Here is a 25164-nt window from a genome sequence, read left to right on the forward strand (position 1 = left end):
AAACACTATGCAAGTTACTGCAATCCATGACTACAAGGAAAATTTGGATACCTTGCTACGTTACTTCAGTGAAGACGACCTCATCACTGACAAGTACCTGAAGCTGGGTGCCAGAAATGTCCGAGTCAATAAACTCGAAGAAACGGATGATGGCTTCATTGTGGAAACCCAGCGCGAGGTTCCAGCCAACGTACCCGGTGTACTGAAAAGTATTTTGGGCAGCTTTAATACCATAAAGCAAAAAGAAAGTTGGCACTGGCAGGAAAATGAGCAGCTACTATGTCATATGGATGTCGAAATCATTGGTGTCCCGGCGACAATATCGGGCCAGATGATGTTCAGCGAACCAACAGACCGTACTGGGGTATCAACCCAGAACGACGTGTCGGTAACTGTTAAGTCATCCGTCCCGCTCATAGGCAGCACGTTAGTCTCTTTCATCTGTGATGATATCAAAGCGCAGATGCAAAGTGAGTACGAGTTTCTGTGTGAAACACTGCCACAGCTGGTTGCAGAGGACTAAAAACCGCCGCTGAGATATGTGTAGTTGCCAGTGTTACGGTGCTTTTTCACCAACACTGCGCAGCTACCCTAGCAAAACAAGGAAGATACAATGAAAACCCGCGACAGGATTTTATTAGTTAGCCTTGACCTGTTTAACCGTGACGGTATTGCACAGGTAAGCACACTGATTATTGCGACTGAAATGGGGATCAGCCCGGGTAACCTGTACTATCACTTCAGGGGCAAGGACGAAATAATTGCGACCCTGGTAACCGAGCTGCAAAACTCACTGGTTACCATCAGCAACGAGTACCCGAAGCAAGTAAAAGATTTTGATGACTATTGGCCATTCATGCACACCATTATGGCGTTATTCACTCACTATCGTTTCTTGTTCAGGAACCTCGACAGCCTCAACAGTCAGAGCCCGCAAATCAAGCGTAAAATACGGACACTGATCTTAAAGCTGCGCCATCTAAGCAATGACATGCTGGCACACCTTATCAGTCTTGGTAAGTTAAAGTGCGATGAAAAAAGCCTGCCTTTGCTGGCCGACAATTTATTGCTGGTCAGCCTGAACTGGCTCAATTACCAAACGTTGCTGGATGACAAATACAGCGAAACTGAATTGATCAGAGCTGGTGTACTTCGCCTGATATCGATGGTTGAGCCTTATTTAACCGAATCAGCCGACTCACCGTTTTATACTCACCAGGATTTGCTCGACGAACTCGTGAGCTAATACGGCTTTCGACATGATAATACCGAAACAATAACGCCTTAAATTTTACGGGCGTTATTGTTTTTTCTTGTTAGCCGCATCAAACTTTGCCCTCTCCTCACTTGCACACATATTCTGCGTCACTTTATTGACAGGTAAGAGCTCAAAGTATCTCTTTGTAAATCAAAGCAATATGCATACGACTTTGTATGCGTACACCATTCGGCAAGAAACTTTGATAAATGTATAAATTTTGTATTATCTATTCATAAAATGAGTGACATTCGGTCCGATTAGTTATTAAATGGCCTCTCGTGTTGTAAGATGTGTCGCTACTCAATAACAAAGACCCTGGCATGTCTGAGTTGGATATGTACTTTTCCGAAGGTTAATCGCCCCATGTTTAAAAACGCTATGCTCATAGCTGCCATTAGTTTGTCTTTTGCCAGTCATGCCAACACACTGCTCATAGAAAGCGAAGCAGAGCAGGTTAAGCAAATAAAAGCTAAATACAGCAACACAGCTGAACTGAAAGAGCTAACCAAGATCAGCAGCAGCATTTTTACGCTTTCCTCTCGTATTGAAGAACAGAAATCAACGATTGTTAAAGATAAGCAGCTATACCAGGAATATCAGCGTCGCCTCAGCGAGGAGATGTTATCGGGGACTGAAGAAAAAACCGACTATTACTTCGCGGAAATGAAAAAAACCTCGAAAGAGATTAAGCTGAATCAAGAGCAAATCAAGCTAAATACTGCTCAGATCAAAAAGTACAATGATAGAATCGTCTTGCTGAACAGCTCGCTCAGAGAGTCGAAAAAACTTTACAACGATAAGCTTCTTGATATCAGAGACAGCGTAGTCACCAGGCTCAAAAAAGAGTTTGCTAACCCTATTCCGGTATCTGTTTCAGGCAAACTGCAATGCTCTCCTTACCAATCTATTCGCGCTTGTTTTGAAAGCAAGCAAACAACATCCAAGCTGATCAACGATGCTGTCGAAACACGTTTTGGCCAAATCGAAATCACTAGCACCACCAACAATTTCAAGGTCGATTCAGCCACAATGGATTACGATGGTAATGTTGAATACAAAGCTAACTTCAACCTGTTCGTCCAATACAACGAAGATATCGATGCGCAAGTTGTCAAAGAAGTGGGTGTTGAATCCTTCGATATCGTTCTTCTGAGCAACAAACCCGCCAGCTTCTACCTTGACGGGCTTCCTGTCGGAAAAGGACAAGAAGTCAGCGTTAAAGTATCAAAGGGCAAATACGCCGTACTGGCTAAGTTTGAAGGTCATCAGGAATCAACAATACAAGATATCTCGATGCCGGTTAGCCTGACGTATAACTTCTAGGTAATTCGTTGAGAGAATATCTCTACTTCTGATAAGTCGCCTCAAAGGCACGTTGTGCAACTTCAAGCGACTTCATCAAATCATCAACGTCCCTGGACTCACCAGATACAATAGCTATTCGAAGTTGGCTCTGGTGAGCCTTTACAACTTCCCGGCACTCATATCGTTTGATAAGAGTTCTCAGCCCGTTAGCTTGATCTGAATATACCTCAAATGAATTCATCTTCGCCCTCCGACATCAGGCATGACAAATAAATGCTCATCTCTAATCAGATATGGCAACTTTTTCTAACTAGCTACCAAATGTTCTTATTATAAATTAGGTCAATACTCACAATAATGCACAACAATTACGCACCTAATACAAAGAAACATACAAAATACTGATGACTGATGTAAGGGATTGGTTACAGGTGCAATACTAACCGCAGCATATCCTTATGCTGTATCCCCACCTCATAGATAGGCCCATCATAGTTATCAAGAAAGAAGTTCTTTAATATCGAATCTACCCGAAAACCCAGACGTTGATAGAAGGCAAGTTGATAGCCAAAAGTACCGGTGCCTAGCTCAATACAGCTGATACCCCGCCGCTTTTCAGATTCGATCACAAATTGCAGAAGTGCCTTCCCTACTCCCTGACCTTGTCTATCGGGGCTCACCGCAATATTAAACAACTCAATTTTATTATCGTCTTTTTTTGTATCGTCTTGGGTATTATTAAGCACGCAAACGCCGACAACCTCGTCGTTGCTGACTGCAACATAGCACCGCGCACTCATTAGGTATTTTGTCACATTCGCTTCAGAGGGATCTGCCTCTAGCAGCAGATGCATCGGTGCATTTTGTGGATCTATTTGTCTGAAGCTCAACATACTTATACTCATCACTTATTAACCAACTATCAAGCAACGACAAACCAAACCGTCCATTGCGCTTTTCTTCCATCAAACGATGTAGACCTGTCGGGCTTTCTATAGTTGCGACAACGCCTCGCGGTCAACCTTTCTTAGCTTGCTCACAACTAGGTGGTAGGATTTATCGGCCAAATCCACCAACATAGCATCGTTAACATCACTGCTTAACGACACAGTTATCCAATGGCGTTTATTCATATGGTAACCAGGAATAATACCCTCGAACTGACTGACCAGCACCTCGCCATCGGCAGGCTGGCACTTATACGTAACCTGAGGGACACCTTGATGAATGGCCACCAGCGCAAACATTTTTCCCATCACCTTATATACCAATGCCTCCGGGCCAAATGGATAACTGCCCTCAGCTCCCGGAAATTTTCCCAAGTATTCTTCTAGCTCCTGCTGTTTCACAACCTCTCCTCATAACTTCTTCTTAGTTCAACCGCTTTTAATTCAGTACGTTAACAAATGCCAAGGTTGCAGGCCATCTACAATCTGCAAGCCCTGAAAACCCGTCACATTCAGCACCTGCACATTGCTGTAATTCTCGTCAATGATAACCAGGCAATAGCTCATAATGTGGCCTAACTCGGCTTTACACAATCATGACTTGCACCGGCAATCAATAAAGTGAACTATTATCCACTTTGTTAAGAAACTCGAGCAGCCACTGGATGCTTGGGTAGAACGTTTACCATCTACGCCAAGGAGTCATTGTGGGTAGAGTGTTATTACTGGTTTTAGCCTTGTGGGGCACAGGCAGTGCCGTTGCAGCAACAGATGAAACCAAACTGGATCCGAGCAAAATTCAAACAGCCTCTGTCAGTACCTTTGTTACCGATCTCAAATCTGGCGAAACCTTGTTTCAAAAAAATGCTGATATCGTTATGCCGATTGCATCGATCACCAAACTGATGACCGCCATGGTCGTGTTGGATGCCGACCTTTCCCTTAAAGAGAAGATCACTTTCGACAAAACCGATAAAGAGCGTATCTATAACGGTTATTCACGCATCAGAATGGAATCTCAGCTCAGCCGCGGCGAAGCCATTCATATTGCCCTGATGTCATCCGAAAACCTTGCCTCTGCAGCACTGGCTGACAACTACCCTGGCGGTTATAGTGCTTTTGTCGAGGCCATGAATGCCAAAGCCAAATCTCTGGGAATGACTGATACCCGCTTTGTGGACAGCTCCGGCCTTAGCCCAAAGAATGTCTCAACAGCAGCCGACATCAGCAAGATGGTAAAAGCGGCATACGATTATCCTGAGATCCGCAAGTACAGCACCACCCCGGTTCATACCGCATATTTCAAAAAACCGAGATACAAACTGGGATATACAAACACCAACGCCCTTGCCCGCGGTAAAAAGTGGAACGTCGAACTGAGCAAGACCGGTTACCTCGATATTGCCGGCTATTGCCTTGCGATGGTTACCAGTATCGATGGCAATAAACTATTGATGGTAATGCTTGATGCTTACGGCAAACTTACCCCTGTCGGTGATGCGGGAAGAATTAAAAGATGGATCCAGACCGGAAATAGCGGCAAAATTTCTGACTCAGCCAAACATTACCAACGCACCAAATTAGCTGAACTAACCCAGTAGCGAAGTCGCTCTATTTTTCGATGTAACTCAGGAAATGGCCTACAAGTGCACAATAACAAACAAGTATGCATAGGTATCCTAAACTATTCCGGCTGCCTTCAGTCTGCAGTATTTGGCCTGAGTGAACTGTTCTTGCTGGCCAATCGCATTGGCCAGCAAGAAGACTCAAACATTCAGTTTGAAACCAGCATCATCCAATCTATTGACAATCAGCGGCCTCATTATCAGGTTCTTGTGATCCCTCCTAGCCTGGACGAGCAAACCTATCAGGCCCCTCCGGCGGATCTTTGCGACTGGATTGTCTCCGCCCACCAGGCGGGGACTATTATCTGCTCTGCCTGTGCGGGGGCGTTCATCCTAGCCGCTACAGGGCTTCTCGATGCCAGGGAAGTCACGACGCATTGGGGGCTGGCAGATAAGCTATCAACCCGTTTTCCTGCCCTTGTGCTTAACAGCGAGAGAATTCTCGTCAATGACGGTGACATTATTACTGCCGGAGGGATTATGTCATGGGTCGATCTGGGACTGGAGTTAGTTGCCCAGTTTTCGCACCCCAGTATTATGCGTCAGCTTGGAAAAAGTATGGTAGTCGATACGGGTGAGCGGGAGCAGCGTTACTACACGCGCTTTATCCCCAGACGTGGCCATGGCGATCAGGCCGTGCTGCAAATACAGCAATATATCCAGATTAACTTTCACCGAGCAATTTCTGTCACCAAATTATCTGAAATGAGTTTTCTGACTGAAAGAACCTTCTTGCGCCGCTTTGTTAAGGCAACAGGACTAAAACCAATTGAATACCTACAAAGGACACGTATTCAGAAAGCCTGTGATTTAATCGAATCATCAACGGCAAGTATTGAGTCCATTGCCAGTCAGGTTGGATACGAAGATATCAGTGCCTTTCGGAAGATATTCATCAGAATAACAGGCCTGACACCGAGAGACTTTCGCCGCCGCTTTACAAGAGAGTCCTAGCCTCGCTAGCTGGCTTTTTTCTGCTCCGACTTGGCTGATTTGTATTTTTCGTTGATGAAGCCAGACATGAGTTTGATTGCTTCCCGGGCTTCACTTAACTGGTAAAACAACGGATAGACATGGGGAACCCCCTTCACCACATTGATAGTGACATCGCCTCCATCTTCGCCAATTTTTTCGGCGAGATTTACCGCATCATCCATTAACAACTCTTCGGTACCTGCCGTAATAAAAATCGGCGGTAAACCGTGCAGTTTGGCGTAATACGGCGAAATATCTGGATCACAAGGGTTCTGGTTACCGATATAGTTATTGCGCATCAACAGCAGCGTACTCAAATCAAAGAAGGGATCATCTTTGCACTTTTTAAAGGCTGATTCGCCGGTAACGGCCATATCCGATACCGGTGACATCAGGATCGCACCGGCTGGCATAGGAAGATTGGCATCTCTTAATCTGAGCAAGGTTGTCATCGCTAGATTCCCCCCTGCTGAATCACCGGCCAATACGATTTGGTGTGGTAAATAACCTTGAATGAGCAGTGCGCGATAGACGGCAAAGCACTCATCAGGGGCGGTGGGATAAGGATTCTCGGGAGCAAGACTGTAGTTCACCATTAAACCACGTGATTTTGTCGCATTAGCCAGGCGGCCCAAAAAGGCACCATGTATTTTAGGGCTATGAAAACAAAAACCACCACCGTGAAAATACAAAATTATTTTACTGCCGCTGCTACGGGGCATATTGACCCAATCACAAGATATATGGGCAAATTTAGTTGGGATAACTTCCATCCCTTTTGGCGCCGAGATCAATGCACCATAGTTATCAATACTTAAAATCAAATCACGCATTTCTTGTGTGGTATTACAACCAGCAAGTCGCTGTCGCATGATCCGAAATAACACCTTATTGAAAGCCCTATTTCGCCAACTATCCATAAACGCCACCTTTATTACAATTCAGTAACAAATTTAGGATTAAATATCCTGATTGGTCAACATATGGCAGAAAAACATTGCTCAATCTCCCAAACAACTGCGATTAAATATGTCCAAAATAATGAACATCGCTGTTTAAATCTGACTACGCCATACAATTAAAAAAGGTGCGCGTGCATGGCCCACGCGCAACCTAAAAGGCAAACTGCCTACAGACTGGGAAAGGCAGTTATGCCTAACAGGGTTACATTATCGTCTGGCTGGCTTATTGATCGTAACCCTGCGCTGGCAGTTACTCTGCTTCTGCCAACTTCTCAACCGCGACTGTCAGCTTGTCGATTTTTTCATCCATACGCTCAAGCTTCTCACGGTCAACGCCACTGAGGCGGTAGAAAAGGTCATTCATACCTGCTTCCACTTCATCAGTCGCTTTTTCTGCATTTTTACCAATGCATTCTTTAGCTTCAATTTCGACTTCTTTACCACGCTCGACGAGCTCGTCGAATACCTGGTTAGTTTTCTCATTGATTTGTTGCGCTTCTTCTAGGCTGCGGCTATAAAGACCTAAACCGGCTAGCCAGATGTTGCGTGCAACACCTTCACCACTTTCAACGACATTTTTGGCCGCTTTCACTACTGTGTTATCGCTCATAATCATATCCCCCTGCGTATTCACGCTGGATTGTCAAAATATCTATACAAACACCGATGGCTCACTTGCTATCTGTGCGTGTTCCTTACACCGCTTAGGCTTCAGTTGCCGGCTTTTTTTCCTCAACTGGCTTAGCGGCCACGGCTTTTGGCTGTACCGGCTCAGAAGTGGTTTTCTTCTCAGCCACTGGTTCTTTAGGTACCGGAGTTGCAGCCTTAACAGGCTTACGACGCGCAACGCTTGGTTTTCTTGTCCGCGTTGTGGCCGGCTTATCAGCAGACTTTGCGGTCGTTTTCTTCGCCGCAGGTTTCGCTGCCGGCTTCGCCACTTCTTGCTGGCGAGCCAATAGCGCTTCAATGTTTGAAGTCAGTTGATCAATCTTGTCATCGACACGGTCAAGACGCTCATTATCAATACCAATAAGCTTCTGAACCACCGTGTGTACACGCTCTTCAATCGCTACCGAAGTATGACTGCGCGCTGTATGTACGCGCTCTTTGGTTTTAGATTCAACAGCTCGACCGCGTTCAATTAACTCATCGAATAAGCTTTTTCCTTTATCCGACAATTGATTTACTTCGTCTGCACTTTTTGCATAAGCGCCCAAACCAGCTAACCAGATGTTGTAGACCATAGCGTCACGAATCTGCTCTTTTTTAGATTCTTCCGCAGTCTGTTTAAAGATGCCCATGAGTGTGCCCTCCATATCTCTGTGACAACTTGTCAGCCAGTGGGTATTGCCTGACTGCTTAACTACAGAATATGAATTTCAATTAGAATGTTCTTACTAAAACAACAATTTATCGTGTGCTGGATCAAAAAATCGAACAACAATTCGGCGAGGTAGAGGGGGAAGGAAAAAGAGCCCATCGATGGGCTCTATTTAGTGCAATAAATTCAATTAATTAGGAAGCAGCAACTGATCCAGGCGCTCAGAAATATGGTTTTCAATACTGGCCGAGAATAGACTGGCCGCAAACCCTAGTTTCAGTTCTATCGTAATCTTGCCCTCCTCGGAGTGCAGAAAGCCCCTTGCAGACGCGTGATTGATCAGAAGCTTATTCTCTTCCCAAGCCCAGGTGAGTCCATATTCCTGCTCAAGCTCTCCTGCGATTTGCTCCGATAGAACAGTGATATCATCTAAAGGAAAATCATGGTTACGTTCAATAAAAATAGTCACAAAGAAGCTCACTCGATTTAGTGTATTTACTCGGTTACTTCTTTTTAACATACCTGTGCACGATTTTCATTTCTGTGGTGAAGATCCAATAGTGAATAATCTATATCACTCACAGAATATTCAGTTTCCTGAAAAGCTGTGTTGCCCACATCGCGCTGCCAACTGCCAGCCTCGCTCCCTTGACCGCCTGGCCGTACGGGCGATGCTCTGTCGGTGAAAACAATGCACCAAGCAACAGCCCCATTCCGGCCACTTTCAGCACCGGAGCCTCGGCGTTTAATATGATATAGCTGCCAGCCAAGGCAACCACACACTGCTGGAACTGCGTACATTCGACAGGCAACCCATGGGCTTCGCGAACAAACTGCTCACAGTTCTGGCTAAATAGGTTATACGACCGACCAACTTGCTGAGTGGCGTAATGGTAAGCTTGCTCAGGCTTTGCACTGGTAATTGTGCTTACCACGATGTCCCTTCCCTCTGAAAACTCATCCAAGGTATCCAACTGAACCCGACGTCTTTTTTTCGAATTATGAACCACACATCCATTGCCGTCCGAAATACCATAATGCCAATAAGTACTGCATCTGATTTTTAATACTGTCCCCTTAGGGTAATAGAATTCTGACATCTTAATTACTCCTATCCGCCCTTTACATCTCAACTTTTTTAGCTTGATGATATTTTTAATGTCTTGTTGTTCTTGCAAATTCTTTAGGCTCAACTACGTGCTTGAATGAAAGTACGTCTTATTTAACGGTAAGTGTAATACAAATACTGACTGTATCATGTCTAAGGTCAAGGACTGATGTGTCTCATTTCTAAGATATCTTTACTAAATAGCCAGTTACCTAGGTGATATCACTTTTTTGCTGCTATAAATATAAGGTAGTGTAATTCTTTTACATCAAGAAATTACAATAACGCATAAATGTACTTGGTCTGTAATAAATAAAGATATTACTATGAAGTATTATATTATTATTTTTGTTGTGATCATTATTTCTGGTTGTCAGGGAATTTCGCAAGTTGAGCAATCAACTGCTTCATTACCTAAGCCAGAAAACACAAATCGTCTGTTTCCCGACTTGTTCAATCACCACTGTGAAATAGACAACAAGCAGGTAAATGACATCCTGGCAGACGCCAGCTTATCTGCCCCGAAGAATGAAAAGCATGTCGTTGAAACACCAGCGCCAATAAACCCTGACCTGTGGGATATACTGGGGGGTGCTTTTGATATTCCTGTGCCTGATGATAAGCGGGTTGAATACTATAAAAATTGGTACCTCTCCAACCCACACCATATCGACACAGTAACCAAACGCGCTAAACCCTTCTTGTTCTACATCTTTCAGCAGGTCGAACAGCGCGGTATGCCATACGAACTTGTGCTGCTCCCCTTTATCGAAAGCTCATTTGACCAATTTGCACACTCGCACCGCGGCGCGGCAGGCTTGTGGCAAATCACAGTCCCGACAGGCAAAACCTTTGGCCTGGAATATCTTAAAGGGTATGACGGGCGTCGGGATGTGATTACCTCTACCGTTGCTGCCCTGGATCTTCTTGACTACCTCTACGATAAATTTGATGGCAACTGGCTTCATGCAATGGCCGCATACAATACCGGTGAGGGGCGCGTCAGAAGAGCAATCAAGAAAAATACGGCCAAAGGCAAGCCCACTGATTTCTGGCACTTGAAGCTTCCAAAAGAAACCCGCCTGTACGTCCCCAAGCTTCTCGCCATGGCTGATCTCGTCAAAAACAGATCACACCATGACTTAAAACTTGCACGTATCGAACCAACAGAAGTACTTACCGAAATCACAATTAGCAATAGAGTAAAACTTGATCTTATTGCTGGCCAGGCAGGACTGACAAGCCAAACCTTGTACCAATTAAACCCTGGCTACATCAGCGGCTATACCTACCCAGGAAGAGAAAACAAATTATTAATCCCAAGCAGCAGCAAAAATCAGTTTTATAGCAACAGAAAAAGCTTTAATCGTTCACGTGAAGAATTCACCATTTACCACATTCAACCTGGTGACTCCCTCAGTGAACTTGCCTTGCTAAATAACACCACGGTTGCTCGCATAATGAATGCCAACGATATGTCTGCATCAATGATAATTGCAGGTCAACAACTGCTTATTCCGCAGCCTTAACCGGTACCTCTGCACTCGATACGTCAGCAAGATGAGCACTGTCCTCTTCTGGCGTATATTCAAGGCGAACAGAGGCGTTCCACACTTCCTGAATAGCTTCATACTTTGCCTGCACCATAGGTTGTACCTGTTGCTCCAGGACAGTTAACGTCTGCAAATCCAACTCGTTATGAGACAAAGACAATCCGACAAGGATACCGGCCAGTAAACAAACAGGCGCAATTAAGCTTCGTATAGCGGTTAAACAACATATAGAAAATACTGATACAATAGTTGCCAGGTATATATTCCCCGTGAACTCACTATAAAAAGCGGTATATATAGCCACACCTTGAAGAAATACACCGAACAACAAAAAAGTTAATTTCATAACAGCCACCACTTAACACTTTTTATCAATTATAGGTCTAAATAGTGGCCCGGCTAAGATTCAGGCGTTTATTTTGAACCCATCAAACTATTAACGCTGTTGTTGATTTTTAGCCCCAAGCATATGAAATATGTTCTATACTTAATTTTACATCAAACATATCGGAGTTTTTTTATCATTAGAGGGAATTATATGCAACATACAGAAATGATCGTTCCAACCCAAATGGGCATTATTAGTCGAACAGTACTTACTGCTGTCGTATTTATGGTTTTCGGGCTTTTCATGATGTAATTAAATACATTGAGGCTTGTTGAGATGAAATATCTTATACTTAGATCTCACCCCAAATAAAAAGGCATGTTTATCACATGCCTTTTTATATTTCTCGAACTTATAGCGCAAGAGCAGTGAGATCTACTCTTCTATCTTGGCTAATTGCAAGCCACTATTATCAACCGCCTTGTCCGGTAAATAGACAGAAAAGGTCGATCCTTTACCCGACGTAGACTGCACGCAGATATCACCACCAATTTCACTGATAATACCCTGACTGACAGAAAGCCCCAGACCTGTGCCGCTGCGGCGTGTCGTAAAGAACGGGTTGAAGATTCGCTCCAGGTTCTCTTTGCTGATCCCGCAACCATGATCAGTAATATGAACAACAGCACCGACGGTCTTCCCCTGCTCGTCAATCCAGTCTTCTGTTCCGACTTTGAGCAAGCCTTGATCGTCCATCGCATGGACACCGTTCATCTGCAGGTTAACCAGAACCTGCAACAGCTGATGGCGATTAACCTCGACGCAACACTTAGCCTCCAGGTTGGTTTCTATCTGAATTGCATGCTTTTTCGTTCCCGAACGAACCAATGTCAGGCTCTCTTCAACAATTGGATTAAGGTGCTGCCAGGTAACTTCGTCCTGTACCCCTCCTTGCCGGCTGTATTGCAGCAGGCTTCGGGTGATATTTCGTATCCGGTCGATCTGCTCATGAATAGCTCCCAGCTCTTCCTTCACCCGTTCGGTATCGTCTCCAAGTTCAAACTGAAGCAACTCCACATTGCCGAGTATCACTGCTGTCGGGTTATTGATCTCGTGTGCGATACCGGCAGTCAGCTCGCCCAGCGCCGCCAGTTTTTCGCTGGTTACCAGCTTGCTGCGGGCCTGGTTTAGCAACTTAATGTGCTGCTCTAGTTCTTCGGTTTTTTCATGCAGGCTCTTAGTACGTGCCTTAACTTTGTCTTCCAGCTCGATTGAGGCCTGCTTTATCACTTCGTTACGCTGGTGAAGCTGATCCAGCATACTGTCAAACTGTTTGCCCAGTATTTCCAACTCATGATCGGGCGTTAGATCCAGTGAGCCTATCCGGCGATCAAGCCCCAGTTGTACAGCTTTCACGACCTGGTGAATTTTCTCTATCGGCCGAAACAAATCACGTGCTCCGCGATAAACCACAAGACCGGATATCAGCAGAACAAGTACAATGCCCACCCCAAGCTCAACAATGTTTGTCAGGTAAATGCGAATAAGTGGCCATTCTAGATAGCCAGTGTAGAGCATGCCAATTCTACGGCCATCATGATCGCGGAGCGGCTCATAGGCCGACACATACCAGTCATCGTAAACATAAGCCCGATCAACCCATGTCAGGCCGCTAGCCAATACCGCCTGTCTCACCTCGTCCGAGACTCGTGTCCCTATTGCACGTCCGTTAAGCTGCTCGCTGTCTAGTGGTACGTTGGTGCTTACCCGGATATCGTCCATAAATAGCGTAACGGTTCCGATGCTACCTTCGGGTAACGTGTCTGAGGCGTAAACCAGATCCCGGATTCGATCGACCAGCGAAGTACTGTTATTGAGCAGCATACCGCCATCGACAATCCACTGCAGGTTGTTTTGTTCGTTGAAAACGGGGATCAGGCTTCGGCTTACCAGCCCCTTCGATTCAATCTCACCTTCGCTAAGCAATGGGATTTGAGCCCTGGCTGGCAGGTTGGGGTGCAAATCTTCAAGCGCCATTTCATCGAGCTGCTGGAAAAAAGTCTGCTCTTCACCATTCATCAACAAGCGACGGTTTGCCTTGGAAAACTCCCCCAGAGCCGATGCTGGGTGAACGACAACAAAATCAAGATCGTAGCGACCCGCCTGTTGTCTTACCCACTCACTGAGTTTGGCCTCATCATTTCTCAGCAAATACTGAAAATCGTAAGACTCGGATAATGCCGTCAAGCGCATACGCTGCTCTTTTTGCAGCAACTCCATGCTGTGGTGGGCAACCGCCAAATCTGCACGTGCATTTTTAAGCGCATTCTGCCAGGTATACATCACGGTCCAGTACATAGTCAGCGCAATAAGTGCCAACAAGGTAATGATGATTGGCACTGATGTCAGCATCAGCAGCCGGTAGCGCACCATAGTTCGAAAACGGCGAACCCACATCGCTAAATATTGTTTCATAGCTGTCACTGCCTATTTATGCGCTTTCGTCTGCCCAGTCTTTGTATTTTCGCTCAAGCGTTTTCCGCGCAACACCAAGCTGTCTGGCAGCGGCAGACTTATTGCCTTCATGGGAATCTACGACCTGCATGATATGCGCTTTCTCTACTTCTTTTAGCGTCCAGTCCGTCGGGTAACAGAATGAATCTCCATTTGCCTCCGTACAGGAGCACAGTAGCTGATTGCCTGCTGGCACAACTTCAGAATCAAGGGAAGAGAAGGTTTCTTCCGCGTTGGTAATTCCCACTGGTGTATCGGATACAACAGGCTGCTCTACTACTGTGGTAGCAGAAGTGATAACAACATCGCCGGCAAGTTCCCGCCAGTATTCAGCAGGTGGTTTACCCAGCAGCAGGCAACGCTCCATCATATTGCGAAGCTCGCGAATATTGCCCGGCCAGTCATAAGCCTGCATTGACTGGATATCTTCATGAGTCCAGCTAACCGGCTTTACGCCTAAATCTTTCGCCAGTTGCTGAGTAAAATGATGAGACAAAGCCGGTATATCTTCAACACGATCCCTTAGAGCCGGCAACTCGATGGTTAGCACATTCAAGCGATAGTACAGATCGCGGCGAAAACGTCCTTCCTCGACTTCCTGTTTCAGGTTGCGGTTGGTAGCAGCCACAATCCGGACATCAACCTGAACTTCCCGCTCGGCACCGACAGGACGAATAGCTTTTTGCTCCAGCGCTCGCAATAGCGATGATTGCATTGAAAGCGGCATCTCCCCTATTTCATCAAGGAACAAGGTACCGTTGTTTGCAACGCGAAACAGTCCTTCACGTCCTTTCTTAGCACCGGTAAAAGCACCTGAAACATGGCCAAACAATTCACTTTCCAGCAAGTCAGGGGCAATAGCACCACAGTTCAAAGGAACAAAAGGCCCGCTGCGCTTGCTCAGCTGGTGCAATGCCCTGGCAACTAACTCTTTGCCCGTGCCCGACTCGCCTTCTACCAATACCGCCGCCTGCGAAGGAGCGACCTGGGCAATCATTTTTTTCATCATCAGCGTACGCTGTGCATCACCAATAATATCAACCGGATATGTTCGATCGATATCGCGCTGCAAGGCAAAATTCTGTCTTTCGACCATTCGCCTCTCGATACAGCGGTTGACCGACTGCATCATCTGGTCGAGGTTAAACGGCTTGAGAATGAAATCAGACGCACCGGCACGCAAAGCCTGAATAGCAGTATCCAAGTCTGCGTAGCCCGTCATGAAGATCACATCACTACGGCGTGTCGAGGGGTCGAAGGCTTCATGCCACTCAATTCCTGAGCGTCCCGGCAGATTAATGTCCACAATTAACAGATCGAAGTGACATCGCTTGCGAAGCTCTTCCGCTTCCTCGATACTGCCAGCGGTATCAACCTGGGCAAATTTCTTACTCAGGGCTTTTTTGAGGATCGCTCGCATTCCCGGCTCGTCATCTACAACAAGCACCGACACAGCGGACCAAGAAGAAGCAGCAGATTCAGACATAAGTTGTTATTTACCAATCAATAAGGGATGCGACATTTTGTCTCACCTCGTTAACCAATGTCAAAACAGTTTATGACGGCAATGAATATAATTGCATTTTTGATCACAATACTTGTTTAAAATCATTCACTTGCAGCATGAGTTCGCGTTAATCTCAATGCGTTAGAAAAATTGGCACCTGATTTGCTTTAGCCTCGGCAGTCACGAAAGAATTGTCTGCCTTACAGGCAACAGCTATTTGCGTATTCACTTAATTGACATTAAGTCAGGAAGACCTATGAAATTTATAAAAACGACTCTTGTTATTCTTTCCCTTGCCTCTGCAAGTGCAGCCCAAGCCACAGAAGATATGACCATTCGTCTGGCCACGACGACCAGCACCTATCACTCTGGCCTGCTTGACTACCTGCTCCCTGAGTTCAAAAAAGATACTGGCTACAGTGTTGAAGTTCTGGCTGCTGGCACCGGTAAGTCACTGCGTATGGGACAAAATGGCGATGTTGATCTTGTTATGACCCACGCCCCGAAAGCCGAAGCGAATTTCGTTGAGAAAGGCTATGGTGTATTACCTCGTAAACTGATGCACAACGACTTTGTGGTTGTCGGACCTCAAGCCGATCCGGCAAAAATTGCTGGCGACAAAGATGTTGCTGATGCATTGACAAAAATTGCTTCTTACAACGCAACCTTTGTTTCTCGCGGCGATGACTCAGGTACCCATAAGAAAGAACTTAACCTGTGGGCACAAACAAAAATGGAGCCTAACTTCGGCGGCTACAAAGCTGTTGGTCAAGGCATGGGTCCTACATTGAACATGGCATCTGAACTGCAGGCCTATACCATGACAGACCGTGGAACCTGGCTAGCGTACCAAAACAAACTTGATCTTAAGATTGTGGTTGAAGGTGACAAGCGCCTGTTCAACCCATATCAGGTTATCCTGGTTAACCCAAGCCGCTACCCTGATATTAACTACCAGGGTGCGAAATCATTCAGTGACTGGCTGGTTAACCAGAAAGCACAAAAAATGATCAACAACTATAAGCGACATGGCGAACAGCTATTTGTCGCGGATGCTATCACACAATAAATGGATATTTGGCAAACCACCCAACAAGCCGTTCAGCTACTGCTGAGCGGCGATACTGCCCTCTGGGGCATTGTTGGTGTCTCTTTCTCTGTTTCTCTGCTGGCTATAAGCATTGTGCTTTTGCCAGCATTACTTATTGGCTTCGCCCTTGCCTACGGCAAGTTCCCCGGGCGCTGGCTGATACTGTCCATATTTAACACCTTTCAGTCCATTCCGACTGTTGTTATCGGACTGCTGCTGTACATGCTCTTGTCTCGATCCGGCCCCTTGGGTGACTGGAAGATGCTGTTTACCCAGCAGGCAATGATATTGGGTCAGATCCTGATTTGCTTTCCGATCCTTGTCTCAATGATGCACGCAGCCTTTCAAAACAGTGACCGCCGTGCCTGGGAAACTTCGCTCACACTCGGCGCTAGTATCCCAAGGGCACTTACTAGCCTGATGTGGGAGAGCCGCTTTCCGCTTATGGCCACTGTTATTGCTGCCTTTAGCCGCATTATTACCGAGGTAGGCTGTTCTATGATGGTCGGCGGCAATATTTTGAATTCAACCCGGAATATTCCCACGGCGATTGCACTGGAGAGCTCGAAAGGTGCCTTCGCTCAAGGTGTTGCATTAGGAATGGTGCTGCTGTTGCTGGCACTCGTACTAAACTTTTTTCTATCTGTTGCGCGGGGCAAAGCCCATTTGCGTACCAATTAAGCTGAGGAGCAGATGATGTCTCAAATCTCAATTCAGGCTCATGACCTCTCAATCCGCTTCAAGGACCGCCTGCTATTTCATATCCCTCAGCTAAGCATCGGCCCGCAAGAAGCCATTTACCTGACCGGCGATAACGGCGTCGGAAAAACCACCTTGTTAAAGGTGCTGTCCGGCCTGCAGAAACCGACCACGGGCAAGGTGAATTTACAACAAGCCTCACTGTTGACAAGACTGTTCAAAGGAAAAAGCCAGGGTGGCGTTATTTATATGCACCAAACTCCTTACATGTTTGATGGCACTGTGTTCGATAACGTATGTTACGGCCTGAAATTTACGATAAATAACCGCCAGATGCGACGAACAGAAGCCATTAATGCCCTTCGTATGGTAGGGTTAGAAACCTTGGCCGACGAACATATTTCGGTTCTTTCAGGCGGTGAGCGCCAACGCGTGGCAATGGCGCGGGCCTGGGTGTTGAAACCGGGCGTATTGCTTATGGATGAATCAAGTGCCAGCCTGGATCATGAATCGATAGAGCGTCAGGTGGTTCTCGCTGAAGACTTGCTTGATCGCGGTACCAGCCTTGTGATCACCAGCCACCAGAAAAATGCCCTGACGGCTTTGTGTCGTCGCCAGTGGACCATCTCCAATACAAAATTAATAGAACGAGCAGACTTGCAGCTCGTCGATGAGGATAGCAATGAGTATGCCTACGCCTGAAAATACAAGCTGGGTGATCCTGGCTGGTGGACAAGCCAGCCGCATGGGGGGAAATGACAAGGGGCTGGTAGAACTTGCCGGCCGCGCAATGATCGAACATGTCATCGACACGCTCCAACCACAAACCTCCGCAATAACTATTAACGCCAACCGCAACCAAGTGCGTTATAACACTTACGGAACCGTGTTTGGCGACCATATCCAAAATTACCCTGGCCCGCTGGGAGGTATGCACGCAGCCCTGCACCACCTAAACGATGAGTGGATTGGTTTCGTCCCTTGTGACTGCCCTCGACTACCGGCAGATCTCGTTTCTCGCATGAGTGCAGCATGCCAAAGCGACACCGATATCGCTGTGGCACATGACGGCGAGCACATTCAACCCGTTGTAACACTATTAAACCGGCGAATTCTGCCAAAACTGGAACGTTTTCTTGAAAACGGCGATCGCAAGATCATCCTGCTGTATAAACAATGCAATATGATCACCGTTGACTTTAGCGATCAGCCGAATGCCTTTGTAAACCTGAATACACCACAAGAACTACAACAATTTGGACAGGAATTATGAGTCAGATTTATGCATCCCTGCCCCTGCTGGGCTTTGCCGCGTGGAGCGGCACCGGTAAGACGACACTGCTTGAAGCCATGTTGCCTAAACTTGTCGAGCGAGGCATACGTGTTGCCGTGATCAAACATGCTCACCACAACTTCGATATTGACCAGGAAGGCAAAGACAGCTATCGCCTGCGCAAAGCAGGAGCCAGCCAAATGCTGATCTCGTCTCGTTACCGTCGTGCGCTGGTAACAGAAACACCGGAAGAAGAAGCAACGCTGCCTTACCTGATTTCCCAGCTCGATCAGACCCAGCTTGACCTTATTCTGGTCGAAGGATTTAAGAAACTCGATTTCCCCAAAATTGAACTGCACCGTGAAGAGATTGGCAAACCTTGGTTGCATCCTGAGGACAGCAACATTATTGCAGTTGCATCCGATATCAAGCCATCAACAGAACTGCCTCAGCTCGATATTAATAACCTCGATCTATTGACTGATTTTGTTGTGAGCTTTGCCAACCAGACGAAAAACGAAAGCTTCAGCTGCTTTGATGTTGATCCGTCCGGTATGCTCTCTGTCGATGAAGGCCGCTCGCGTATCTTGGAACAAATCGTCCCATCCAAACTTGCCGTAACGGTTCCTCTAGCACAGGGGCTGGGACAAATTGTCTCAAGCGACATTCTGTCACCGGTCAATGTGCCTCAACATACTAACTCGGCAATGGATGGCTATGCCATTCGCGGCGATGATCTTGAACGCGACAACTACACGGTTGTCGCCGAAGTGCTGGCAGGTCATAGCTATAACCAACCACTAGAAGCTGGACAGGCTGTTCGTATCATGACGGGAGCACCAGTCCCGGCCAACGCCGATACCGTCATTATGCGAGAACTGGCTGAGCAAGAAGGTGACACTGTCACCTTTAACACAACTAAAGCCGCTATTAAACAGGGCCAGAATGTTCGCCAGGCTGGAGAGGATCTTGCCATCGGTCAGACGGCTGTAACAGCAGGCACTCAAATTACGGCTCCTGAGCTGGGTATGATTGCTTCTCTGGGTATTGATACAGTTAGCATTAACTCTACAGTCAAAGTGGCCATTTTCTCTACCGGTGATGAAGTACAACATCCGGGCGAGGAACAAAAGGCCAACTGCATCTATGACTCAAATCGCTATACCCTACTCTCTATGCTGACCAAAACAGGTTGCGAAGTAATCGACCTTGGCATTATTGAAGATAGTGAAGAAGCTCTGGAATCCACTTTACTCAAAGCCAGTCAGCAAGCTGATCTTATTCTGTCTTCAGGTGGGGTTTCTGTCGGTGATGCCGATTACATCAAAACCGTACTGGGCAAGCTTGGCCAAATAAACTTCTGGCGAATCAATATGCGTCCAGGTCGTCCACTGGCATTTGGTCAAATTCAGCAAACCCCTTTCTTCGGTCTGCCGGGCAATCCGGTAGCCGTTATGGTGACCTTCCTGCAGTTTGTCGAACCAGCTATTCGCAAGCTTCAAGGTATGGATAACTGGCAGCCACAGGTATTCAATGCCATCGCCACAGAAAAACTTCGCTCAAGACCCGGTCGTACAGAGTACAGCCGAGGCATCTTCAGCCTTGACGCCAACGGGCGATTGTCAGTGAAAACGACTGGAAAACAAGGTTCAGGCATCCTTCGCTCGATGAGCGAAGCAAACTGTTTGATTGAAATAGTGCCGGAACAGCCAAGTGTTGAAGTGGGTGAAGTGGTTCGGGTTATCCCTCTGGAGGGGCGTATTTAACCCGCAAACTTCTACATGTTGAAACTCTAAGTTTATTGTTATAGCTGCAATTTATTAGCACTCAGAAAACGGCGAATTCACCGTTTACTGAGTGCTTTTTTGTTTGCAGCTTCCGTGCTACTTTATTTTCCTGAGCTTCTACACGTCTAGAAGATGGTTTTGAATACACTTTGTGTATATATTTTTTTACGCTCAGATAAAGTAACCTAGCCTGAAAATTCTATTTTATTTGACAAATGCAAATTATTCTTTTGCTTTGCCATTTATTAAGCGGTGAGGATATTACATAATTATGCTGCCCGTTGCATCAAAAATATCATTTTTTTATCAATCATTTATGAGAGCAATGATCAGACACCGTAAAAGGACACATTATGAGACCCCGAATATCAGTCCGTGCAGTATTCTATAATCACGGTCACATTTTACTCTGCAAGCATCAAGATGAACGCGGATTCTGGTATATCACCCCAGGAGGCGGTGTCGAACATGGTGAAACACTGGAAGATGCTTTTCATCGTGAACTGATGGAAGAAATAGGCCTGAAGGCGACCATGGGGGATGTACTGTGTATCCGAGATCTCATATCTGATCGTTCGCCAACTCCTTACCTACCCAAACACTTTCACCAAATTGAAATCTTCGTTGAGGGAAAAGCCCCCAGCTTTATTGATACAGCCAGTAAACTCGATCCTGCTCAGATTGGCTATGAATGGGTGCCGCTAGAGCAGCTCGATAGCATTTTATTCTTTCCGACTGAGTTAGTAGAGGTGTTCAAAAACAGAGAATTCTCTACCATCTACCAAGGCCACAAGCTCTAGAAGCATACGCTCAAAGCATATGAACGGCGTTCATAGCAGCCTCTGTTCACCCCCACCCTGTCTGGATATTCAGCAAATACAAGGCAAAGTGTATTAATATTCAACAGCTTATCTTTATAAGCTTTCTATCGAATAGTCAAGCTTTACTGCTCGTTCACTGGCTAGACCATCTATTGTGAAGTTCTCATGTAGAATACACGACAGTTTGATTAACTAAGGTATTCATAAGTTAGGCATGTTTTTAGAATCGTATTACTCTGAACAGAACGGTGAATTCTCTTTCACACGTGAACAAGCCAGTCATTTTGCCAAAAAAGTAGCTGGTGACTTCAATCCTATCCATGATGAAGATAACAAGCGTTTCTGTGTTCCGGGTGACCTACTTTTCTCTGTTGTTCTCTCCAAAGTAGGCTTGAGCCAGAAAATGCGTTTCGAGTTCGCGGGTATGATCAATGATGGTATCGCCATCAGCGTTGATCAGAAATCGAACGATGACCTTTCTATGATTGATGGTAGCGGAAAGGAATATCTCCACATCATCCGCGATGGTGAGACCACGCTTAACCAGGACTTGATTGAACAAGTCACCAAGAGCTATGTCCAGTTCTCTGGTATGAATTTCCCGCATATCATGGTACCGCTAATGGAATCCAAGCAAATCATGATTAACCCAACTCGCCCGTTGGTTATCTATGAAAGCATGGAACTTGATTTCGAACGCCTTGATATTTCATCGCCAACAGTTGAGCTGACAGGCTCTGATATTGATGTTGACGGCAAACGCGGCAGCGTGACTTTGAAATTCTGCTTCAAAGAAAACGGCGAAGTTGTCGGTACAGGCCGTAAGCGTATGGTTATGAGCGGCCTTAAGCCGTACTGCCAAAACGATATCGACGACTTGGTTAACCGCTTCAACCAGCGAAAAGATGATTTCACTGCGTTATTAGCTGCTTAATCATACAGCACCAAAGAATCTAAAAATGCCGGCCTTAAAGCCGGCATTTTATTTCGCTTTATATATCTAGCCCTCTGCCTCTCCTCCTATACTCTATGGTGTCTTTTACTGATATTGCATTGATACGACTTGTATCAACCATAGAAGTAGTGGAGAAACCAACATGGTTAAGCGACTAATACCTAAATTACTGTTTGTTGCTGTAGCTGGCTTTGCCGGGAGCATGAACAGTATTGCCGAAGATGATCTGCAAGCACTTGTTGCAAGAGCGAAATCAGCCGCTCCGGATGAAATCAGTGGTAAAGCGACGGTAATCGTAGACGGTAAAGAAATTATCAAAGGCACCAATGGTTGGGTCTGTCTACCAAACACTTTTCCCGATGATGGTATGCCCATGTGCAACGATCCGGTATGGATGGAAATGCTGGATGCCATGGTGAACAAGAAAGACTTTAAGGCCGATCGAATTGGTATTTCTTACATGCTGCAGGGTGATTTAGGCGCAGGAGTCAGTAACTCTGACCCATATCATTCCGATCCCAAGAAAGCCGACGACTACGTTGAAATGGGCGCGCACTTGATGATCATCGTGCCTGAAGAAATGTTAGCAGGGTTATCTGACGACCCAAGCAACGGCGGGCCATACATCATGTGGAAAGATACGCCATACCGACATATCATGGTGCCAATTTCACCAAAGCCATTGAACTAGAAAACAACTCATAACAGCATTTCCTGTATTTTAAGCTTGGTATTATTGATAAAGCCCGTGATAGCTTTATAGTAATACCAAGCCAGCCTTATACCTGCCCAAAGGTATCGGCTTGCCCTTTGCTGCTTATACGGCGAAACACTATATTCATTAGTCATTTATTGACAGAGATCCATTTTGAACCTCAGGCAAATCGAAGTCTTCTACGCGGTGATGAAATCAGGGACAGTTTCGGGCGCAGCAAGGCAGCTTCATGTTTCTCAACCCAATGTTACCCGGGTACTTTCGCATACCGAGCAACAGCTTGGGTTTTCACTGTTTCAACGGATAAAAGGCCGTTTGATTCCGACCGATGAAGCGCGGAAACTTCTTCCTGAAGCGGAAAAGATATACCAGCAACTTGGCAGCTTTCACTCCCTGACCAATAAGATAAAAAAAGGCAGCCAGCACTTGAGGGTTGGTGCCCCGCCAATTTTAGCGACATCTCTGTTAGCATCAGTTGTCGCTGAGCTATGTAAAGACAGCGATATCTCCGTCGAACTGAGCACCGACAACAGAGCGGCATTGTGTACGGGTCTTCTTCAAAACCGACTAGATCTGGTTATCTGCTTTGGAAACGAGATACCACCAGCTATTTCTGGCCAAGAGCTTTTCACCGAAGAAATGGTGCTACTCTACCCTCAAAACCATCCATATGTTCCTTTAATAAATGAAGGCAGCACTAGAGTAGACTGGCCACAACTAGTGACAGCGTCACAAAACATCATAGGGCTTGATCCTCGTGATCCGCTTGGTGGCATATTAAACCAATCAATTCAGCATTACGAACCTGATTACCACCATCAAATCACTGTCAGATCTTATAGTGCGGCTGCTCAATTGGTCGAGCATGGTGCCGGGTTAGCCGTCGTTGACCCATGGACGGCATCTGTCTTTGCCAATCAATTACAACAAAAGCGCCTTGACCCCGCATTGAGGTTTTCTGTTTCTTTACTCTATGCCGATCACAGTCCAATCTCTGTGGCAGGTGAAAAATTCATCTCTATGCTTAGCCGCTAACCCTTCGGTCAGCTACATCCCCTCTATACTATGAATTGACAAGATATACAGGTTGCCCAACTCTGAAGAACATGCTGAGGATGCTAACAATGGCTGACTACTTTTTTCCTATCGTCTCAATGATTGCTTACGCACTTCTGATTTGGAAACTGCTCCAACCAAGACCACCAAGAAAATCAGATTCGAAGAAAAAATAGAGGCTACTCGTGGTTGCTTTTTCCAAACAGCCGCTTACCCGCTGTTGATCTGCAATCACGCTTTGCTGATTAGGTATAACCTGGATTTATACCCTGCAGACAAATAAGTATTCGGCTTCCGGCAATTCACGCCTTACAGTAAATGTCATTGTTTGCACCATACAAGGAAGAATCATGCAAATCCCACAACCCTACTTACTCTTTCTCGGTGATGTTACCGATCCCCTTTCTGCCAAAACAGCCAAAGGGATTCTACAATGGCGTCCACAGATGTGCACGGGTCAATTTAGGCTTACTGAAGAGACGGTGTCTTTAGACATCACCGATCTTTCTCTGGCTGAAGCCAAAGAACGTGGAGCCAAAACCTTGGTTATCGGGACGGCCAATGCTGGCGGTTTTATTCCCCAGTCGTGGCTGGCAACGTTACAGGAAGCCATTGAGCTTGGCTTCAACATTGCGTCGGGCATGCATCAACGTCTCAGTAACTTCCCTGCCCTGTCTAATGCTGCCAATATTCATGGATGCCAGCTGTATGATATTCGCCATTACGATCAGCCGCTAAATGTTGGTACTGGTAAGCCGCGCCAGGGAAAGCGCCTGCTTACCGTCGGCACCGACTGTTCGGTAGGTAAAATGTACACCTCTCTTGCCCTTGAAAACGAGATGAACCGGCAAGGACTTACAGCAAAATTTCGTGCAACCGGGCAGACTGGCATTCTAATTTCAGGCACAGGTATTGCCGTTGATGCCGTGGTCGCTGATTTCATTTCAGGTGCAGCCGAAGCCATCAGCACTGAATTTACCGAACATGACTGGGATGTCATTGAAGGCCAAGGGTCTCTGCTTAACCCATCGTTTGCGGGTGTCAGCCTCGGGTTACTGCATGGTTCACAGCCCGATGCGCTTGTACTCTGCCATGAGATTGGACGTGCTCATATTCGCCATTTACCGCATATGGGCGTTCCTACAATAGAGTCTACACTTGAAGCCAACCGCGTAGCCGCCAAACTAACGAACCCAAACGCTGAATTCGTCGGGATTTGCCTTAATACCTCAGCCATTGATGAATGTGATGCCCTTGCACTGTGTCGACAATGGGAGCGCCAGTACAAGCTGCCAGTGACCGATCCTGTTCGCTTTGGTGTTTCGACTATCGTTGACAAACTCCACTCGATTTAAAGCAAGG

General features: G+C 46.2%; 26 protein-coding genes. 16 read left to right on the forward strand and 10 right to left on the reverse strand.

Annotated features, from left to right (window positions below):
* The first annotated feature begins 7 nt into the window (after positions 1 to 7).
* The 3 genes from EIZ48_RS20415 (at position 8) to EIZ48_RS20425 (ending at position 2584) form a co-directional block, all read left to right on the forward strand.
* Entirely contained in the window at positions 8 to 523 is a 516-nt protein-coding gene (locus EIZ48_RS20415; protein ID WP_160655530.1) for a DUF2505 domain-containing protein, read from the forward strand.
* Between the two features lie 90 nt (positions 524 to 613).
* Positions 614 to 1246 carry a TetR/AcrR family transcriptional regulator gene (locus tag EIZ48_RS20420; RefSeq protein WP_160655532.1) on the forward strand — a complete coding sequence of 211 codons (633 nt, stop codon included), beginning with the start codon at positions 614 to 616 and terminating at the stop codon, positions 1244 to 1246.
* 378 nt (positions 1247 to 1624) lie between these two features.
* Positions 1625 to 2584, forward strand: coding sequence for a hypothetical protein (locus EIZ48_RS20425; RefSeq protein WP_160655535.1), 960 nt, complete (start codon positions 1625 to 1627; stop codon positions 2582 to 2584).
* 407 nt (positions 2585 to 2991) lie between these two features.
* On the opposite strand, the gene EIZ48_RS20430 is transcribed toward EIZ48_RS20425, so the two are convergent.
* Together EIZ48_RS20430 and EIZ48_RS20435 are read right to left on the reverse strand one after the other, a co-directional pair.
* Complete coding sequence (locus EIZ48_RS20430; protein WP_160655537.1) at positions 2992 to 3459, reverse strand: GNAT family N-acetyltransferase; 468 nt, start codon at positions 3457 to 3459, stop codon at positions 2992 to 2994.
* 99 nt (positions 3460 to 3558) lie between these two features.
* Positions 3559 to 3915: an MmcQ/YjbR family DNA-binding protein gene (locus EIZ48_RS20435; protein WP_160655540.1), complete on the reverse strand. Its 357-nt coding sequence runs from the start codon at positions 3913 to 3915 to the stop codon at positions 3559 to 3561.
* A 305-nt stretch (positions 3916 to 4220) separates the two neighbouring features.
* Here EIZ48_RS20435 and pbpG point away from each other — a divergent pair, with 305 nt between their 5' ends.
* On the forward strand, positions 4221 to 5114 hold the full coding sequence (gene pbpG, locus EIZ48_RS20440; RefSeq protein WP_160655544.1) for a D-alanyl-D-alanine endopeptidase: 894 nt from the start codon (positions 4221 to 4223) through the stop codon (positions 5112 to 5114).
* Positions 5115 to 5159: 45 nt separating this feature from the next.
* Complete coding sequence (locus EIZ48_RS20445; protein ID WP_160655547.1) at positions 5160 to 6092, forward strand: helix-turn-helix domain-containing protein; 933 nt, start codon at positions 5160 to 5162, stop codon at positions 6090 to 6092.
* A gap of 5 nt (positions 6093 to 6097) precedes the next feature.
* Here EIZ48_RS20445 and EIZ48_RS20450 read toward each other — a convergent pair whose 3' ends face one another.
* The 5 genes from EIZ48_RS20450 to EIZ48_RS20470 form a co-directional block, all read right to left on the reverse strand.
* Positions 6098 to 7033, reverse strand: coding sequence for an alpha/beta hydrolase (locus EIZ48_RS20450; protein ID WP_160655550.1), 936 nt, complete (start codon positions 7031 to 7033; stop codon positions 6098 to 6100).
* Between the two features lie 292 nt (positions 7034 to 7325).
* Positions 7326 to 7685 (reverse strand): phasin-related domain-containing protein, encoded by a 360-nt coding sequence (locus EIZ48_RS20455; RefSeq protein ID WP_160655553.1) that lies wholly within the window; start codon positions 7683 to 7685, stop codon positions 7326 to 7328.
* A gap of 94 nt (positions 7686 to 7779) precedes the next feature.
* On the reverse strand, positions 7780 to 8376 hold the full coding sequence (locus EIZ48_RS20460; protein ID WP_160655555.1) for a phasin-related domain-containing protein: 597 nt from the start codon (positions 8374 to 8376) through the stop codon (positions 7780 to 7782).
* 210 nt (positions 8377 to 8586) lie between these two features.
* Positions 8587 to 8865, reverse strand: coding sequence for a polyhydroxyalkanoic acid system family protein (locus tag EIZ48_RS20465; RefSeq protein ID WP_338046936.1), 279 nt, complete (start codon positions 8863 to 8865; stop codon positions 8587 to 8589).
* Positions 8866 to 8974: 109 nt separating this feature from the next.
* The gene (locus tag EIZ48_RS20470) at positions 8975 to 9496 is read right to left on the reverse strand and encodes a lecithin retinol acyltransferase family protein (RefSeq protein WP_160655561.1); all 522 of its coding nucleotides are present in this window, start codon (positions 9494 to 9496) and stop codon (positions 8975 to 8977) included.
* Positions 9497 to 9830: 334 nt separating this feature from the next.
* Between EIZ48_RS20470 and EIZ48_RS20475 the strand changes: the two genes are divergently transcribed.
* Positions 9831 to 11033: a transglycosylase SLT domain-containing protein gene (locus EIZ48_RS20475; protein WP_160655562.1), complete on the forward strand. Its 1203-nt coding sequence runs from the start codon at positions 9831 to 9833 to the stop codon at positions 11031 to 11033.
* Here EIZ48_RS20475 and EIZ48_RS20480 read toward each other — a convergent pair.
* The 3 genes from EIZ48_RS20480 to EIZ48_RS20490 all read right to left on the reverse strand — a co-directional run bounded on the left by EIZ48_RS20480 (position 11017) and on the right by EIZ48_RS20490 (position 15385).
* Positions 11017 to 11403, reverse strand: coding sequence for a hypothetical protein (locus EIZ48_RS20480; protein ID WP_160655565.1), 387 nt, complete (start codon positions 11401 to 11403; stop codon positions 11017 to 11019). The genes EIZ48_RS20475 and EIZ48_RS20480 overlap by 17 nt on opposite strands.
* Positions 11404 to 11820: 417 nt before the next feature.
* On the reverse strand, positions 11821 to 13860 hold the full coding sequence (locus tag EIZ48_RS20485; protein WP_240153038.1) for a sensor histidine kinase: 2040 nt from the start codon (positions 13858 to 13860) through the stop codon (positions 11821 to 11823).
* 16 nt (positions 13861 to 13876) lie between these two features.
* Positions 13877 to 15385, reverse strand: coding sequence for a sigma-54-dependent transcriptional regulator (locus EIZ48_RS20490; protein WP_160655566.1), 1509 nt, complete (start codon positions 15383 to 15385; stop codon positions 13877 to 13879).
* Positions 15386 to 15662: 277 nt separating this feature from the next.
* Here EIZ48_RS20490 and EIZ48_RS20495 point away from each other — a divergent pair, with 277 nt between their 5' ends.
* The 10 genes from EIZ48_RS20495 to dgcN all read left to right on the forward strand — a co-directional run bounded on the left by EIZ48_RS20495 (position 15663) and on the right by dgcN (position 25157).
* Positions 15663 to 16475, forward strand: coding sequence for an ABC transporter substrate-binding protein (locus EIZ48_RS20495; protein WP_160655569.1), 813 nt, complete (start codon positions 15663 to 15665; stop codon positions 16473 to 16475).
* Positions 16476 to 17177, forward strand: coding sequence for an ABC transporter permease (locus EIZ48_RS20500; protein WP_160655572.1), 702 nt, complete (start codon positions 16476 to 16478; stop codon positions 17175 to 17177).
* A 15-nt stretch (positions 17178 to 17192) separates the two neighbouring features.
* Positions 17193 to 17897, forward strand: coding sequence for an ATP-binding cassette domain-containing protein (locus EIZ48_RS20505; RefSeq protein WP_160655575.1), 705 nt, complete (start codon positions 17193 to 17195; stop codon positions 17895 to 17897).
* Positions 17884 to 18468 carry a molybdenum cofactor guanylyltransferase MobA gene (mobA, locus tag EIZ48_RS20510; protein WP_160655629.1) on the forward strand — a complete coding sequence of 195 codons (585 nt, stop codon included), beginning with the start codon at positions 17884 to 17886 and terminating at the stop codon, positions 18466 to 18468. The genes EIZ48_RS20505 and mobA overlap by 14 nt, the downstream gene beginning before the upstream one ends.
* Positions 18465 to 20234: a bifunctional molybdopterin-guanine dinucleotide biosynthesis adaptor protein MobB/molybdopterin molybdotransferase MoeA gene (locus tag EIZ48_RS20515; protein ID WP_160655578.1), complete on the forward strand. Its 1770-nt coding sequence runs from the start codon at positions 18465 to 18467 to the stop codon at positions 20232 to 20234. Before mobA ends, EIZ48_RS20515 begins: the two co-directional genes overlap by 4 nt.
* 374 nt (positions 20235 to 20608) lie before the next feature.
* Positions 20609 to 21055: an NUDIX domain-containing protein gene (locus EIZ48_RS20520; RefSeq protein ID WP_160655580.1), complete on the forward strand. Its 447-nt coding sequence runs from the start codon at positions 20609 to 20611 to the stop codon at positions 21053 to 21055.
* 235 nt (positions 21056 to 21290) lie between these two features.
* Positions 21291 to 22010, forward strand: a complete 720-nt coding sequence (locus EIZ48_RS20525; RefSeq protein ID WP_160655583.1) for a DUF3581 domain-containing protein — start codon at positions 21291 to 21293, stop codon at positions 22008 to 22010.
* A 163-nt stretch (positions 22011 to 22173) separates the two neighbouring features.
* A complete protein-coding gene (locus EIZ48_RS20530) occupies positions 22174 to 22722 on the forward strand; it encodes a hypothetical protein (RefSeq protein WP_240153039.1) in 549 nt (182 codons plus the stop codon).
* Positions 22723 to 22899: 177 nt separating this feature from the next.
* Entirely contained in the window at positions 22900 to 23781 is an 882-nt protein-coding gene (locus tag EIZ48_RS20535) for a LysR family transcriptional regulator (RefSeq protein WP_160655585.1), read from the forward strand.
* A 371-nt stretch (positions 23782 to 24152) separates the two neighbouring features.
* A complete protein-coding gene (dgcN, locus tag EIZ48_RS20540; RefSeq protein WP_160655588.1) occupies positions 24153 to 25157 on the forward strand; it encodes an N-acetyltransferase DgcN in 1005 nt (334 codons plus the stop codon).
* The last annotated feature ends 7 nt before the right edge of the window (positions 25158 to 25164 follow it).

This window comes from Photobacterium alginatilyticum (assembly GCF_009910675.1).
Taxonomy (GTDB): Bacteria; Pseudomonadota; Gammaproteobacteria; order Enterobacterales; family Vibrionaceae; genus Photobacterium; species Photobacterium alginatilyticum.